Below are 16363 nucleotides of genomic sequence, written 5' to 3'. Positions count from 1 at the left end.
CTTGCTGGCTATGTCATCTGCGGCTTGGCAGCCGACGCAACGTCGGGCTGCTTTTGATCCACGGCTTCACGCATGAACTGCTTCACGCCGAGGAGCTTGTAGACTGCCGGGAGGACGAAGAGGGACAGGAGAGGGGCCGTGATCATGCCGCCCACCAACGGAGCCGCCAGACGCTGCATGATCTCAGAGCCGGTGCCCTCGCCGATGAGCAGCGGAAAAAGACCAGCGAGGATGACCGCAGCCGTCATCGCCTTCGGCCTCACCCGCAAGACCGCGCCTTCCATCAGCGCATCCTCGAGATCCTCGGTTTTCGAGAACTTGCCGGCTTCAATCCGCTCCTCGATCGCCTTGTCGAGGTAGACCAGCATGATGACGCCGAACTCCGCAGCAAGCCCCGCAAGAGCGATGAAGCCAACCGCCGTTGCCACGGAGATCGCGTGACCCATCAGGTAGATGAGCCAGACTCCGCCAATGAGCGCGAACGGAAGCGCGAGGAGGACGATCAGCGGCTCACGCACTCGCTTGAACGCGAGGTACAGGAGCAGGAAGATCACGCCGATGGTCAGCGGCACGATCACGGCCAACTTCTTTGAAGCCCGCTCCGCATATTCGAACTGCCCCGACCAAGTGATCGAATAGCCCGGAGGCATCGGCACCTCGCGTGCGACCTTCAGGCGCGCCTCGTTGACGAACCCGACGATGTCGCGGTCGCGAACGTCGATGTAGACCCATGCGGAGGGCCGCGCGTTCTCGCTCTTCACCATCACCGGACCGTCAGCGATCTGCACGCTTGCCACGGCACCCAGCGGCACAATTCCGCCCGTCGGAGCGACAATCGGCAGACTGCGCAGAGCCTCGACGCTGCCGCGCATCTCGCGCGGGAAGCGCACGTTGATCGGGAAGCGAGCAAGCCCCTCGATCTTCTCATCCACCGACATGCCGCCAACGGCACCAGCAGCCGTGTTCTGCACATCCTCAATGGACAGCCCGTATCGAGCAGCGGCCAGGCGATCGACCTTGATGTCGATGTAGCGGCCGCCGAGTATCCGATCCGAGATAGCAGAAGTCGTGCCGGGAACGGTCTTCACCACCTGCGCGATTTTGGCTCCGAGCCGATCAAGCGTGGCGAGATCAGCTCCGCTCACCTTCACCCCAACGGGGCTCTTGATGCCCGTCGCGAGCATGTCGATCCTGTTCCGGATCGGCGGCACGAAGACATTGGCCAGGCCAGGCACCTTCACGCGTGAATCGAGCTCGGCGATCAACTTCTCCATCGTCATCCCTTCACGCCACTCGCTCTGAGGCTTGAGCTGGATAACCGTTTCGAACATTTCGATCGGCGCAGGGTCGGTTGCGGTCTCAGCGCGGCCCGCCTTGCCGAACACCGTCTTCACCTCCGGGACCGTCTTGATCATGCGGCTTGTGATCTGAAGGAGCTCAGAGGCTTTGGACGCAGACAGGCCTGGAAGCGCCGTCGGCATGTAGAGTAGGTCGCCCTCCGCCAGCGCGGGCATGAACTCCCCGCCAAGGCGAGAAAGCGGCCACGCCGTCAGAAGAAGCGCCCCGATAGCAAGACCAAGGACGAGCTTGGGCCACTTCATGACCCAGACAAGGGCGGGCCTGTACGCCGCGATCAGCCAGCGATTGATTGGGTTCTTCTCTTCGGGGCGAATCTTGCCTTTGATGAACATGATCATCAGGACCGGGATGAGCGTGACGGAGAGCCCAGCGGCCGCCGCCATTGAGTAAGTCTTGGTGAGCGCAAGAGGCGTGAAGAGCCTGCCCTCCTGAGCCTCCAGGGAGAAGACCGGCAGGAACGAGAGCGTGATGATCAAGAGGGAAAAGAACAGCGCCGGCCCGACCTCAACGGCCGCGTCCACCAGCGTTCGCTTGCGCAACTCCTCGGTCATGCCCCCATGCTCGTGCTCAGCGTGCTCGAGCTTCTTGTGAGCATTCTCGATCATCACCACAGCCGCATCGACCATGGCGCCGATCGCCAGCGCGATACCTCCGAGCGAAAGGATGTTCGCGTTAACCCCCTGATAGTACATCACGATGAACGCGGCGAGGATACCGAGGGGGAGCGTCAGGATTGCCACCAGTGCCGAGCGCAGGTGTAAGAGGAACACCACGCACACGAGCGCAACGACGATGAACTCTTCGACGAGCTTGTGAGAAAGGTTCTCGATTGCGCGTTCGATGAGCGATGACCGATCGTAGACCGTCACCACCTCAACGCCCTTGGGAAGAGCCGTCTTGAGTTCCTCGAGCTTCTCCTTGACCGCCTCGATTACCGACCTCGTGTCGGCTCCTGCACGAACGACAATCACACCGCCCGCGACTTCTCCCTGGCCATTAAGTTCGGCGATGCCGCGCCGGAATTCAGGAACGATCTGGACGCGCGCAACGTCACCGATCGTGACCGGAACGCCGCCGGCGCTCACCTTCAGAGGTATGTTTCGGAAATCGTCGAGGCTCTGCAGATAGCCACCGACACGGATCATGTACTCGGCTTCCGCGCGCTCAATGACCGAGCCGCCAGTCTCGTTGTTTGCCGTCTGCAGCGCTTCCATCACGTCGCTGACAGACACTCGGTATAGCTGAAGCTTCTCGGGATTGACCTCGACCTGGAACGCGCGGACCATGCCGCCAACGCTGGCGACCTCGGCAACGCCGGGGACTTCCTTGAGCTGGTATCGCAGGAACCAATCCTGCAGCGCACGAAGCTGACCGAGATCGTTGCCACCGGTCCGGTCGACGAGCGCGTACTGATAAGCCCAGCCGACGCCCGTCGCGTCAGGGCCTAGTGCTGGTGTAACCCCCGGCGGCAGCCGGCCTGCCGCCTGGTTCAGATATTCGAGAACTCTCGAGCGAGCCCAGTATAGGTCGGTGCCGTCCTCGAAAATGATCGTGACAAACGAGTCTCCGAACATGGAAAAGGCGCGGACTGCCTTCACCTTGGGCGCCGACAGCATCGTAGTCGCGATCGGGTAGGTAACCTGCGCCTCCACAATCTGGGGCGCCTGCCCTGGATAGGGCGTACGGATGATGACCTGGACGTCGGAGAGGTCGGGGATAGCATCGAGCGGAGTCCGGCTCACCGTATACAACCCGGCAGCCGTGATGAAGGCGGCCGCAAGAAGAACGAGCAGCCGGTTCGCCGCCGACCATCGAATGATCCGCTCGATCATTGCGCCGCCTCCGGAGCGATGCGCTCGATCACGGGCGTTTGACCCTGCTGTGGCCTCTGAAAGGCGAACATCACTCGTTCGCCAGCCTTACGGCCGCGCAGCAGCGAACGGTCCTTCACGGGGAAGGTCATCGTCATGGCCGGCCAGTTGATCGCCGCCAACGGCTCGTGAGCGAGAGTGATGCGGCCACCTGCCGCGTCCACCGTTTTCACGACTCCGCGACCCTGGATAAGCTCGTCTTGCCGCTGCTGTTGCGCGGCAGGCGATTGGCCTCGCGATAGACGCTCGACAATGCCGGCGAGTGAGGCCTCGGAGTCGATCAGGAACTGACCAGAGACAACGACAATGTCGTTGAGGTTGAGCCCCCTGCGGATCTCGGTTCGGTCGCCCACCGTGCGCCCAAGCTCAACTTCGACCGGAATGAAGCCGCCATTCCGCTGCACGATGACAACGTTGCGCCTTCCGGTGGAGATAACGGCCTCGGACGGCACGACGAGACCGCCTGTTGCCGCACCACCGATGGTGAGGTTGGCGAACATGCCGATCTTCAGGCGGCCGCCCGGGTTGGGCAGCGTGACACGAACTCGAGCAGTACGCGCTTCGGGATCGAGCGTTGGGAAGATGTAGTCGATCCGGCCCTGAACCGTCTCGCCGCCATAGGCAGGAAACGAAATCTCCGCCGGCTGTCCAACGCGAATCTGGCCCAGCGACACTTCGGGAACCTCGGCCACAACCCACACTTGCGAGAGATCCGCCAAGGTGATGATCGACTGTCCGGGCTCCACGCGTGCGCCGGGCCGCGCGCCGATTGCGGTCACGATCCCGGACCGAGGAGCGAACACTCCGTACGTGCGCTGAGCGCGCCCGCCCCGATCCAGGTTGCGAATGGCCGCCTCCGGCAGGCCAAGCAGCTGCAACCTCTGGCGCGCTGCACTGCGCAGGCCCGGCGTTATCGTCGAACGGCGTATCTTCAAAAGGGCGGCATACTCATGCTGAGCGCCAAGCAGCTCCGGCGAATAGACGCTCGCGACCCGAGTTCCTCTGCCGACCTGTTCTCCCACAGCGCGGACGCTGAGCTGCTCGACGAACCCTGGCGTCAGCGTCTGGACCTCGATAATGCGGCGCTCGTCAGTCTCGACGCGCCCCACCACGGCTATCGCCGCCGCAAGATTGTCGAAGCTCACTCGCGCAGTGCGGACGCCGAGGTTCTGTTGCACCTGTGGCGAGATCTGAATGCCGGCACCGCCGCCCTCCTCAGCATATTTCGGCTGAAGGTCCATGTTCATTGATGACTTGCCAGGAGCATTGTAGCGCTCCATCGGCAGCATGGGGTCGAACCAATAGAGAACGGTTTTGCCGGAGCCATCCTGCACAACGCCGTTGACAGGCTCGTCCTTCGCGCCGCCGGTTCTTGCGCTGCCATCCCCGGACAAGACGGCGTAGCCGACGCCCGCCCCAGCGAGCGCAAGCGCGACACTGCCAGCCAGGATTTTTCTGTTCCTGGATGTTCCCAGCCCCGTGCGGACAACGAGCAGTCTTTCCTTGATGGTCATCGCGCGACATCCTGCGTGAGGTAAATGAGCTCGGCGGCCGCGCGAGCGCGTCGCCCCTGCTGCTCGATCGCTTGAATGTGAGTTTCGACGTACCGGCGGACGATGAAGAGCGGCATCTCGAGAGTCGCCTGACCCGCTCCATAGCGAGCTTCTGCCGCCTCGAATGAAGCCTCAAGAGACGGAATCGCTTGGCTGGTGATGATCGACAGCTGCGCCTCGGCGCTCTTGTAGTCGGCCAATGCGTCGCCATAGGTGCCGCTCAGCTCGCGTTGCGCATCCTGCGCTCGGAGCCGAGCAGCATCAGCGCGAGCCGAAGCCTCGGCGATCCGCCGGTTCTGCAATCGGTTTTTGTTGATCTGGAGCGGGATACTGACGGTGGCCGACAGCATATCGCCATAATCGGGACGGTAGCCGTACATGACTGACCAGCTGAGGTTGGGCTTCCGGTCCGCTCTGGCGACGTCCACAGCCCTCTGCGCCGCCCGCTCCTGGGCCTCCGCGACGAGTACATGCGGATGCTGCGCAAGGTCAGCTTGGCTGACCTTCGGCGCTTCAAGCGCAGGAACGGTGTCTGGCAGCGGGCGCTGCGCAGCAGCGCCTATCCACCGCGCCATCTCAGCCCGGGCTCGCGCCTCCTGTCCACGCGCATCCTCTTGCATCGCCTTGGCAAGCGCGACTTCCGCCTGCGCCTGGAGCGCAAGAGAGGGCGTGGAAGATCCCGTTGGAATGCCGGCTTCCATGATCTGGCGACCGACGTCGAGATCGTTGATCAGGCGGTCCAACAATCGCTGTTTGGCTCGTGCTTCCACGGCGTTGATCCAAGCGACCATGACGTCCCGCTGAATGTGCCGCTCCTGCGCACTCGCCTGCGTCCGACTGACAACTGCCTCTGCGGTGAGCCTCGCAGCCTCGGCTTGACGTCTGGAGCGGCGAACCTGCTCCCGCATCACACCGATCGTGTACATTGTCATGTCGTCGCGAGTGGGGTTGAACGCCATGTTCCCGGTCACCGGTAAGTTCTGGATTCCGGCGGTGATCGTCGGATCAGGCAATGTGCCTGCCGCAATCGCAGCCTGTTCCGAGGCTACCGCTTCGCGCTCAAACGCGCCCAGGGTCGGCTGATCACCACTCGCCAGTGCCGCAGCCTCCTTGAGACTAAGCGTCGGTCCGGCAGCAGGAGAAGTCGCGGGCTGTTCCGTCGCCGTGGCATGATGTGCCTGCGCTAAGGCAGGCGCGGGCGCCGCCAGAATGGTAAGAGGCACGACGCTCGCCGCTGTGAGATGCCGAGCAACATTTGCTCGCCAATTAGCCAGGCGCGCGCCCTGATCGTGCGCCCGCTCCCCGCGCCCCGTGATGGTGCTGAACATATGTGAATTCCTAGGATCAGGCGGGTGCGGTCGCACGGACGCGACCGCACCTCATCCGTCACTGCTTTGAGATCGACGTCAGCGTCGTCGCGCCATCACCCTTGGTGAAAGCGAATGACACACGGTCACCGGGCTTGATGCCATTCGCCAGCGCCGGATCGGCGGCCGTGAAGGTCATCTCCATAGCCGGCCAGCCGATCGACTTGATCTCCTCATGGGCGATCGTCACGTCGCTTCCGGAGATGCTTTTCACGGTGCCGGTGCCGGAGTGCGACTCGCTGGCGCTCGCCGCCGGAGCTGCTCCAGCGGTCGCAGCATTTTCGCTGGTGCCGCTCCTGCTCGCGTCCTCGGCGCCGCAGGCAGCAAGCGTAACAAGCGTGGCGAGCACGCCCGCCTTCATAATCATGTTCATGTTCGTACTTTCTTCGCGTCCTACGCAGTTCGCGTCGGCAGGCCCAAGCATGATGCTCGGCCGCAGGAGACGCGCTCTACGTGTTAATCTTCGAGACAGCGCTGAATGCGCGACTCGCCCCGCGCAGCATCGCCGCGCAGACACTGATCAGGCGAAGAAAGCTCGCGGAGGAGGATCGTCCGTGGACAGAATGATTGACGGCAGGCTGCCAGGCTCCGGCTGCCGGTTGAGGAGCGCAACCGGTTCTACCGCGTCCTCATCAACATCTGCTCCCGGCAAGACGGCTGCCGGTGCAGGAGTTGCACAATCAGGCGTGCAGCAGCGCATCTTCTTGTGGTCGGGGGCCATTCCTTCGTCCGCGCCGGCCATCGTACAGCTTACCGACGGCGCGGCTCTCGCCGCCCCGGGGCTGCCGATGAACGACAGCGCTATAAGAATGGCCACGATGAGCTTCATCACGATCCTAATACACATATGCTGGGCGTCAAGGAAGGCCGCACCCCATGTTCCCGCCGAAATCGGCGAGCACCCATCGCGAGGACACGTTCATCTGCTGCCTTAAGCATTCCCCCTTTGTAGACTCAGATCCATGAAAGAGATTTCCACTTTCGCGATTTCTCCCCCTCATATGGTCCTTCCCACCGTTGGAAAGTCAAGCGCTATTTTGTTGCAGCGACCGCAAATCTCGCTTGCTGTCGGAAACCACCGCCCACCACTACCGCCAGTCACCGGCGCCTGCGCCGCGTCCTGTGCGTTGATGGAGCCCGACTGGATGACCTGCGGGACAGAGATTTCGAAGCGGCCGCAACGCGCGCGGGAACGGACAAATGACGCTGCAGCCCGCTGTCGGCTGCGGAAAGCACCGCTTTGAGCCTCCTCCTTAGGAGCGGCTTTCCCAAGGCTGCGATAACGCCTCCGCACGTGAACGAATGTCGCAGCAACGTCCCGCCGTGCACCGCCTCAACTGTATAAGCCTCTTCCAAGTCGAAGAGTCTTCCAACCCCGAATTCCCATGCCAGCCGGCGGGGCTCCTCGTGCGCAGTTATCAAAGCCGGAGTCCAAAGCCGCTTGCGCCCGTAGCTCCCGAACGACCAATCGATGTCGAGCCCCGCGCCTGGTGTCCCCCGCACGGCGATGAACGGGTTCCACTCAGGATAACGCGTGAAGTCGACAAGAGCGTGCCACACCCTGTTTGGGGAAGCCGCGATGTCCACCTCCGTCTTGATGTGCAACATACCTTCTCCGGATTGGCGATGTCTGCTGATGGCCCGAAGGGCCGAAAGTCCCCGCCGCTTGGGGCGGCGGCGGGGACTTGGCCGATCCCAGAGAGGTCATGGGACGGCCCTGCTCCCGTGAAACAGGCGGGAGGCAGCTATATACTGTGGTGGGCGCCCGCTCAGTGACCTTGGGAAGGCTCCTCGTCACCCCAGCGGCTCACCCGCTCCAGGTACCGCTCAGCAAGCTCGTAATGCGCCGCTACACCGACGCACACCTTCGGATGGGGCCGCGCCGAAATCCTCGGAGCCCTGTTCAACGGAATCTTCCTGTTCGTCATGGCGGGCTACGTCATCTGGATGGGCGCAACGCGCCTTCAGGATCCGATCGAGCTCGAGACGACACCCATGCTCCTGGCCGCCAGCGGCGGGATCGTGACGGAGGTGATCTCGTTTTGGCTTCTATATCGGCGCCAGAAGGGCAACCACAACATGAAGGGTGCCTTCTGGCACATCCTTCAGACATTCGTCGGCAGCCTCATCGTGGTCATTTCGGCGCTGGTGATCCGCTTCACCGGCTTTCTGGAGATCGATCCACTGCTCGGAATCCTATTCGGCTTTGTTCTTTTCTGGGCTTCGTGGCGGATCATGAGCGCCTCGCTCCGGATTCTGCTTCAAAGCACCCCCGAAGGTTTCGATCTCGATGCGACCATCCGAGCGCTGCGAGGCATCGACGGCGTCAGCGACGTCCACCACGTCCATGCTTGGAGCCTCGCCTCAGGCAAGAACGTGCTGTCGGGCCACATCATCGTTCGAGACTTCAGCTCCGATGGAGAGCGAGTTCTGAAACAAGCCGGGGAGCTGCTGAAGCGAGATCATGACATCTACTTCTCCACCCTGCAGGTGGAGAGCCGGCGAGCCTCGGTCGAGGAAGGCGCTGAGGAGATTGACGTCTCCCAAATCGAATAGTCTAGCGCCTGTGCGACGGAGAGGCGTCGCCACAAGCCCACGAGCTCGGGGCGACGCCCGCCGCAGCTACCCTTTGCGCCCCCCGCCGAACGAGAGCAACGCAATCAGAGCGAAAGCGCCGAAGCACACCGCCAGGAACACGATCGAGAACCAGCCCAGCGCGTGATGGTCGAACCAGCCGAGCACCAGTCCGACGATCATGACAATGGCGGCTGCAACTATGAGCCACATCGCGATGTCGCCGAGGCCTCGCCGCGCTTTCGATGGGCGCAGATCGCCTCCGTGCCCAAGCTCCCGCTCCTCCCTCGGGACAGGAAATGGATGCCCTGACTGGTCTAGTCTGTGTTTCATCGGGTGTCCTCTCTCTTTTGATGAGGACGACTTGATGCGGCTTGCCACCGTTGGAGGGTCAAGAGCTATCGGACTCGGCCGACGGCTACATCGCCACGGCGCTGCATCAGCGGTTTCGCCAGCCAAGACGCGCCTCTTTTCGGCTTGACCTTCCCACGATTGGAAGCCGGATAAGCTCAGCGAATCATTCACAAAGGAGATTCGCCGACCGACCTCAGCACCAGCTTGAACGACCCCAGGGCCGCTGCTGGACTACGTGTAGTTTTCGGTCGTCGCTTATCAGACGATGCAATTTGAGCGCCTCTCCAACTTAGACAAAAAATGGCAGGTCAGCCGCCGAGGCTTCATGCTCGGCGCGACCGCTACCGCAGCAGCGGCCGTCACTGGCTGCTCCCGGGTCGCTGCTCAGGCGAGCGATATTCAGCTGACCGCCAAGGCGGGTCGCGCTCGCTTGCTGTCCGACTCGACCGTGAGCACCGCCGTATTCGGCTACGGCGGTCAGGTACCCGGGCGAGAGCTCCGGCTTCGCCAAGGCGATCGGCTAAGGGTCAGCGTGAAAAACGAGCTCCAGGAGGAAACGACCGTCCACTGGCACGGCATTCGCCTGCCAAACGCAATGGACGGAGTTCCCCACCTTACTCAGAAGCCGATCAAGCCGGGGGAGACCTTCCTCTACGACTTTGTTGCGCCCGATGCTGGCACTTATTGGTACCACCCTCACCATAACAGCTCACAGCAAGTCGGGCGCGGCCTCTATGGACCTCTCATCGTAGAGGAAGCCGAGCCCATCAAGGTGGACCGGGATATCACCTGGCTCCTGGGTGACTGGCGCCTTCACGAGGATGGGCAGATCAGCGATGACTTCGGCAACATGCATGACAGCATGCACGCCGGCCGCGTTGGCACTACGATTACAATCAATGGCCTCGCTCCGCAGCCTCTCGCCGTCCGAACCGGCGAGCGCGTCAGGCTGCGGCTGATCAACGTAGCGAACGCACGTATCTTCGGCCTCAAGTTTGCCGGCCACAGCCCCAAGATCATCGCTCTCGACGGGCAACCAGTCACCCCTCATGAGCCGAGCGGAGCGGTTCTCGTCGGTCCAGCCATGCGGGTCGATCTGATCATCGACATGGTCGGCGACCCAAGCTCGAACTTCACCGTGGAAGACACCTTCTACAAGGGCCTCGAGTACGCTCTTACGACCCTAGAGTACGGCGGGACGCCGCTGCGGCAGGCCCTACTCCCGACGCCCGTCGCATTGCCTCCCAATCGCATCGCCGAGCCGCACCTGAGAGCGGCAACGCGCCACGAGATCACCTTCAGCGGCGGCATGGGCGGCGGAATGGGAATGATGGGCGGCGGCATGGGCATGATGGGAGGCATGAGCTGGGCCATCAACGGCGTCTCGCCGACGAGCCATACTCATGAGCCGATGCTCACGTTCGCCAGGGGGAAAACCGTCGTTCTCAACCTCAACAATGACACGGCCTGGTGGCACCCGATCCACCTCCACGGCCACAGCTTCCGCGTCATCTCGCGGAATGGAAAACCTACGGCTCACCGCGAGTGGCAAGACACCGTGCTCATGCCGCCGCGCGAGACGGCGGAAATCGCATTCGTCGCCGACAACCCTGGCGACTGGATGTTCCACTGCCACGTCCTGGAACACCAGGCCGCCGGCATGATGGCGAACCTGCGCGTCGCCTGAACCACATCAAAGGAGAACTCGTATGCGTAAGATCATCAAATCCGTCATGTTCGGGCTCGGCCTTGCGCTGACCGCCCCAGCCGTGGCAGCCGGCGCCGCGAAGCCCGTGGCGGTCCTTTACAAGAATCCGCAATGCGACTGCTGCGAGACGTACGCCAAATATCTCCGGGTCCACGGGTATCAGGTGAAGGTCCAAGCCACCCATGACCTGCCGCTGATCAAAAAGAAGCACGGGATCCCCTCCGCCCTCGAAGGCTGCCACACCACCTTGGTAGGCGGCTACGTCGTCGAGGGCCATGTTCCCGTGAAAAGCTTGAACAAGCTTCTCGCTCAACGGCCCAAGATCACTGGCATCTCGCTGCCCGGCATGCCGACCGGCTCCCCTGGGATGATGGGCCCGAAGACCAAGCCATTCAAAGTTTTCGCCTTCAACAAGGCGGGCCGGTCAGCCGTCTACTCGGTTGAATAGGGCGGACCTACTCGCGGCCTCTCGGCTCCGGGGCTCTGCGGACCGTCACCCACGACGTTCAGCAACCCCGGGGCAAGCGGGGTCCGCTACTCAGAAGAATGCCGTCACGGAGAGACGATGCTGACGCTCGACACCAAGAACTTTCCGGAGGGGCCGGAGCGCTACGCGGTCCCTGCTGATCGCTCCTTCATCTTCGCTACGGGCATCGAGAACAGCTATCCGACGATCCGGGGGCGCGACGGCGCCACAGTCCGTGTCGACCAGATGGCCAAGAGCGGCCACTACGACCGGTGGCGGGAGGACTTCGGGCTCGTCCGAGAGCTCGACATCGAATATCTGCGCTATGGTCCCCCATATCACCTGACCCACCTAGGGCCGGGTCGCTATGACTGGTCGTTCGCCGACGAGACGTTCGCCGAGTTGAGGCGGCTCGGCATCACCCCGATCGTCGACCTCTGTCACTTCGGTGTGCCGGACTGGATTGGCGACTTCCAGAACAAGGAATGGCCTGAACTCTTCGCCGAGTATGCGGCAGCCTTTGCTGCCCGCTTCCCCTGGGTCAGGCTCTATACCCCGGTGAACGAAATCTTTATCGCCGCGACCTTCTCGGCGCAGATCGGATGGTGGAACGAGCGATTGGCATCCGACGCCGCTTTCGTGACCGCACTCAGGAACCTCGTCAAAGCAAACCTCCTAGCCGAAGGAGCCATCCTGCGGACGCGGCAGCAGACTGGAACGCTCTTCATCCAGAGCGAGTCCACCGAATACTTCCACGCAGAGTGCCCGGCCGCCGAGGAGCGGGCCAGCTTCTACAATGAGAAGAGGTTCCTCTCGCTGGACCTCTGCTACGGTCACGACGTCAGCGCCAGGATGTACCGCTATCTGACCGACAGCGGTCTCGCCCCGCAGGAATATGACTGGTTCATGCACTGGGGGCAGCGGATCAAGCCCCACTGCATCATGGGGAACGACTACTATCTTACGAACGAGCACATGGTGCCGGCCCAAGAGGACGGTCCGATCACGGCCTCAGGCGAGATCTTCGGCTATTACGTCATCACCAAACAGTATTTTGATCGCTTCCACCTTCCCGTCATGCACACCGAGACGAACCTCGCCGATGCGGAGCGGGCGCCCGGCTGGCTCGCCAAGGAATGGGCGAACATGGTCCAGCTGCGGCGCGATGGCGTGCCGATCATCGGCTTCACATGGTACAGCCTGACGGATCAGATCGACTGGGACACCGCTCTTCGCGAAGAGAACGGCAACGTGAACCCGCTCGGTCTCTTCGACCTCGACCGCCGCATCCGCCCAGTCGGAGAAGCCTACCGAAAACTGGTCTCCCAGTGGCGAGGCATGCTGCCCGCCGAGAGCATCTGTCTGCACCATGGCTGACTCGATCTCGCCGCTTAGCGCCGTAGCGCCTATCCCTTTGCAGGAGAAACCAGTGACCATCCACCACGGCATCATCGATGCTATCGGCAACACGCCTCTGATCAGGCTCGACCGCGTTTCGGAGCTCACGGGCTGCGAAATCTTGGGCAAAGCCGAGTTCATGAACCCCGGCCAGTCCGTAAAGGACAGGGCCGCCTTATTCATCATCCGCGACGCGGAGCGTAGCGGAAAGCTCCGGCCGGGCGGCATTATAGTCGAAGGAACGGCCGGCAACACCGGCATCGGCTTAACCCTCGTTGCCAATGCGCTCGGCTACCGCACCGTTATCGTCATCCCCGAAACGCAGAGCCAGGAGAAAAAGGACATGCTCCGCCTCTCCGGCGCACATCTCGTTGAGGTGCCGGCAGTGCCGTACCGCAACGAGAACAACTACGTGCATGTGTCGGCCCGCTTGGCTGCCGAGCTGGCGGAGCTCAGCCCGAACGGCGCGGTTTGGGCGAACCAGTTCGACAATGTCGCCAATCGGCAAGCTCACGTCGAGACCACCGGACCAGAAATCTGGCAGCAGACCGGCGGCAAGGTAGACGGTTTTGTCAGCGCCGTCGGCACGGGCGGCACTCTTGCCGGCGTCAGCATCGCTCTCAAAGAGCGGAACCCGCACATCGCCATCGCACTAGCTGACCCACCCGGCGCTGCCCTCTTCAGCTACTATACGAGCGGAGAACTTCGGTCCGAAGGATCGTCCATCACAGAAGGAATCGGTCAGGGCCGGGTGACTGCTAACCTTGACGGCTTCACGCCCGATTTCTCGTTCCACATAGCGGACGACGAAGCCATCCCTATGGTCTTCGACCTCCTGGAGCACGAGGGTCTCTGTGTCGGCCCCTCTTCTGGCGTCAATGTCGCCGGCGCGGCGCGGCTCGCGGGGCAGCTCGGACCCGGCCACACGATCGTGACCGTCCTCTGCGACTACGGCACTCGGTATCAGTCCAAGCTCTTCAATCCAGACTTCCTGCGTTCGAAGGGCCTGCCCGTGCCCCAGTGGATCGAGGGTTCCAATCCGCTCGTCCACCAAGCCCTGAGCCGGTGCTGGGCACCGCAAGCGGCGCCGCCAGCGCTTTGAGCATCGTCCCTCCAGATTGATCCCCTTCCCCCTCCCTCTCAACAACCAAGGAGACACAACATGACCATCCAGCTCGGCGACATCGCCCCCGACTTCGAAGCTGACACCACAGAGGGCCGGATCCGCTTTCATGATTGGATCGAAGGCTCCTGGGCGGTCCTCTTCTCTCACCCGAAGGACTTCACTCCGGTCTGCACCACTGAGCTTGGCGCGGTGGCCAAGCTCAAGCCCGAATTCGATCGCCGAGGCACGAAGGTGATCGGGCTCTCCGTTGATCCCGTCGATGATCACCGGGCCTGGGCGGGCGACATCGAGGAGACGCAAGGGACTGCGCTCAACTTCCCGCTTATCGCTGATCCTGAGCGTAAGATCGCCGGCCTTTATGGAATGATCCACCCGAACGCCAACGACACGCTGACGGTCCGGTCGGTCTATGTCATCGGCCCTGACAAGAAGCTGAAGCTCACCCTCACCTACCCGGCGAGCACCGGCCGCAACTTCGAAGAGATCCTCCGCGTCATCGACTCGCTGCAGCTCACCGCCAATCACAGCGTCGCGACGCCGGCCGACTGGAAGAGCGGCGAGGACGTCATCATTGTCCCCTCGCTCAGCGATGAGCAGGCGCGGGAGAAGTTCCCCGGAGGCTGGAAGACGCTGAAACCATATCTGCGCGTCGTGCCCGAGCCGCAGAAGGCGGGATGATATCCGCTCAAGGGGAGACGGATTGAAGGAATGAAAAGCAGGCGAAGTGGCGGGGGAAGTCGAGCGTACCGCACGGCCTGCGATAATATAGCCGAGCGAGCTGAGCCGCCCAGTGACTGCTCACGGACAGGCGCCGCAAGGCGTCCTGGTCGTGCCGCCCGGCGGGTGTTTCCTAAATGCCCACACCCGTCGGGCGCGTCTCTGGTCGTGAGCTCGCGCAGGCTTGCAACCGTTCCCCGCGCCCCCTTCCTTCTGACCCGGAACCATTCAAGCCGAGCCGTCGATTCGCTCGTCAGCCAAACACCCCGATCTCGGCTTGACCTTGCCACGGTGGGAAGGAGTAAAGCCATCCTCCCGGTTTTGCCGTGGGATGTCGTTACAACCAATCTCAGGAGATCCTCGTGAACATCGGCCAGGCCTCAGCCGCTTCGGGCGTCTCAACGAAGATGATCCGCTACTATGAGCGGACCGGCCTCATCAAATCCGCCGATCGATCCGCAGCGGGCTACCGCGTCTACACCAAGAGCGACGTTCACACGCTCCAGTTCATCCGTCGCGCACGCGACCTCGGCTTCTCCGTGGCACAAATCGAAGATCTCCTGACCCTCTGGAACAACCGAGAGCGGGCAAGCCACGACGTCAAGGTACTCGCCATGGAGCATGTCGAGCAGCTCTGCGCCAAAGTAGCGGAGATGGAGGCGATGATCGCCACGCTGAAGCACCTCGCTGAGAACTGCACCGACGACGATCGGCCCGATTGCCCAATCCTCAAGGATCTCGCTGAGGGCCGCCACGGGGAATGCGCCTCGCCGCCCGAAAATCGCTTCGGCGTAGCAAGGGTCGGGTGAGCGCCAGCCATGCTCTTCCGCCAGCTCTATGAACCCGAGTCCTCCACCTATACGTACCTCATCGGGTGCGAGGAAACCGGAGAATGCGTCCTTATCGATCCAGTGCTGGAGGCGGCGGAGCGCGACCTGACGGTCGTCCAAGAGCTGGACCTCCGCTTGGCAATGACGATCGAGACCCACATCCATGCTGACCACGTCAGCTCCGCCGCTCGCTTGCGCTCACTTACCGGCTGCAAAGTCGCCTATCCCGCCATGGAGGGCCTCGCCTGTGCGGATATCGGCATCAAAGAAGGAGAGCCGGTCGCTGTGGGGAGCCTATCGCTACGGCCGCTCTTCACACCAGGGCACACCGACACACATCATAGCTACCTGCTCGAGCAGGGCGGTCAGGCACGGGTCTTTACGGGCGACGCCCTGCTCATCGACGGGTGCGGTCGCACGGACTTCCAGAATGGCAGCGCGGACATCCTTTACGGCTCGATCCACAGCAAGATTTTCGCCCTTCCCGACGACACCCTCGTCTACCCGGCTCACGACTATCAGCACCGTCATGTCTCCACAGTGGCTCAAGAGCGGGAGCGGAATCCCCGGCTGGGAGGCGGCAAGACGCTGCCGGAGTTCGTCGAAATCATGGCGAGCCTCGACCTGCCCTATCCAAAGAAGATCGATACAGCGGTCCCTGCTAATCTTCTTTGCGGTGAGAGCCCTGATGGCACCGCTTGGGTCGAGGGCAAGGCAAAGCAGGGATAGCAGGTCGCCTGCTTGCTGCATCGGCCAGGCGAGCCCAAGCGCGGAATTGCCGCTCGTAACATCTCACTAGATCAGGGATACTCATGCGACCCTCCCGTAAGCGAAAGCTGCTTCTCTGGGCGTTGGTAGCGCTCCTGCTCCTCGTGATCGCCGGCTCGATCGAATACCGCTACCGCTTCAGAGACGTAAGCGTGGCGTGAGGACCGCAGTTTATGCGGCTTGGGCTGTTGGCTGATCTGTCTGGGGCACCCAGTTCCACGGCATCAGCTCGTCCCAGCGGGTGGCGGGCCAGTCGCCGGCGACCCTGGCGA

14 protein-coding genes and 1 pseudogene are annotated in these 16363 nt (G+C 62.5%); 8 read left to right on the top strand and 7 right to left on the bottom strand.

From position 1 onward, the window contains the following. Positions 1-8: 8 nt before the first annotated feature. The 6 genes from BFL28_RS12075 to BFL28_RS21865 all read right to left on the bottom strand — a co-directional run bounded on the left by BFL28_RS12075 (position 9) and on the right by BFL28_RS21865 (position 7758). The gene (locus BFL28_RS12075; RefSeq protein ID WP_069320820.1) at positions 9-3191 is read right to left on the bottom strand and encodes an efflux RND transporter permease subunit; all 3183 of its coding nucleotides are present in this window, start codon (positions 3189-3191) and stop codon (positions 9-11) included. Beyond that, positions 3188-4744 (bottom strand): efflux RND transporter periplasmic adaptor subunit, encoded by a 1557-nt coding sequence (locus BFL28_RS12070; protein ID WP_069320819.1) that lies wholly within the window; start codon positions 4742-4744, stop codon positions 3188-3190. The genes BFL28_RS12075 and BFL28_RS12070 overlap by 4 nt, the downstream gene beginning before the upstream one ends. Next, on the bottom strand, positions 4741-6111 hold the full coding sequence (locus BFL28_RS12065) for a TolC family protein (RefSeq protein ID WP_004212993.1): 1371 nt from the start codon (positions 6109-6111) through the stop codon (positions 4741-4743). Before BFL28_RS12065 ends, BFL28_RS12070 begins: the two co-directional genes overlap by 4 nt. Positions 6112-6169: 58 nt before the next feature. After that, positions 6170-6574, bottom strand: coding sequence for a copper-binding protein (locus BFL28_RS20200; RefSeq protein WP_079247104.1), 405 nt, complete (start codon positions 6572-6574; stop codon positions 6170-6172). A 96-nt stretch (positions 6575-6670) separates the two neighbouring features. Further along, on the bottom strand, positions 6671-6979 hold the full coding sequence (locus tag BFL28_RS12055; RefSeq protein WP_131818641.1) for a hypothetical protein: 309 nt from the start codon (positions 6977-6979) through the stop codon (positions 6671-6673). Between the two features lie 269 nt (positions 6980-7248). Next, entirely contained in the window at positions 7249-7758 is a 510-nt protein-coding gene (locus tag BFL28_RS21865; protein WP_069320817.1) for an SRPBCC domain-containing protein, read from the bottom strand. 252 nt (positions 7759-8010) lie between these two features. Between BFL28_RS21865 and BFL28_RS12045 the strand changes: the two are divergent. Next, positions 8011-8706 (top strand): annotated as a pseudogene (locus tag BFL28_RS12045) (cation diffusion facilitator family transporter); the annotation flags it as partial. Positions 8707-8772: 66 nt separating this feature from the next. Here the strand turns inward: BFL28_RS12045 and BFL28_RS21715 are convergent. Beyond that, on the bottom strand, positions 8773-8907 hold the full coding sequence (locus BFL28_RS21715; protein ID WP_277621006.1) for a hypothetical protein: 135 nt from the start codon (positions 8905-8907) through the stop codon (positions 8773-8775). Positions 8908-9343: 436 nt separating this feature from the next. Between BFL28_RS21715 and BFL28_RS12040 the strand changes: the two genes are divergently transcribed. The 7 genes from BFL28_RS12040 to BFL28_RS12010 all read left to right on the top strand — a co-directional run bounded on the left by BFL28_RS12040 (position 9344) and on the right by BFL28_RS12010 (position 16052). Next, the gene (locus BFL28_RS12040; RefSeq protein WP_069320816.1) at positions 9344-10765 is read left to right on the top strand and encodes a multicopper oxidase family protein; all 1422 of its coding nucleotides are present in this window, start codon (positions 9344-9346) and stop codon (positions 10763-10765) included. Between the two features lie 22 nt (positions 10766-10787). Then, complete coding sequence (locus tag BFL28_RS12035; protein WP_069320815.1) at positions 10788-11234, top strand: DUF411 domain-containing protein; 447 nt, start codon at positions 10788-10790, stop codon at positions 11232-11234. A gap of 117 nt (positions 11235-11351) precedes the next feature. Further along, complete coding sequence (locus BFL28_RS12030; RefSeq protein ID WP_069320814.1) at positions 11352-12629, top strand: family 1 glycosylhydrolase; 1278 nt, start codon at positions 11352-11354, stop codon at positions 12627-12629. 52 nt (positions 12630-12681) lie between these two features. Continuing rightward, complete coding sequence (locus tag BFL28_RS12025; protein ID WP_004212982.1) at positions 12682-13752, top strand: cysteine synthase A; 1071 nt, start codon at positions 12682-12684, stop codon at positions 13750-13752. A gap of 60 nt (positions 13753-13812) precedes the next feature. Then, positions 13813-14454 carry a peroxiredoxin gene (locus BFL28_RS12020; protein WP_004212981.1) on the top strand — a complete coding sequence of 214 codons (642 nt, stop codon included), beginning with the start codon at positions 13813-13815 and terminating at the stop codon, positions 14452-14454. 401 nt (positions 14455-14855) lie between these two features. Next, positions 14856-15302, top strand: coding sequence for a Cu(I)-responsive transcriptional regulator (cueR, locus tag BFL28_RS12015; protein ID WP_004212980.1), 447 nt, complete (start codon positions 14856-14858; stop codon positions 15300-15302). Positions 15303-15311: 9 nt separating this feature from the next. Further along, on the top strand, positions 15312-16052 hold the full coding sequence (locus BFL28_RS12010) for an MBL fold metallo-hydrolase (protein ID WP_069320813.1): 741 nt from the start codon (positions 15312-15314) through the stop codon (positions 16050-16052). The last annotated feature ends 311 nt before the right edge of the window (positions 16053-16363 follow it).

The organism is Sphingomonas turrisvirgatae, from assembly GCF_001721295.1.
GTDB lineage: Bacteria > Pseudomonadota > Alphaproteobacteria > Sphingomonadales > Sphingomonadaceae > Sphingomonas > Sphingomonas turrisvirgatae.
This window is presented reverse-complemented; position numbering and strand designations above follow the sequence as displayed.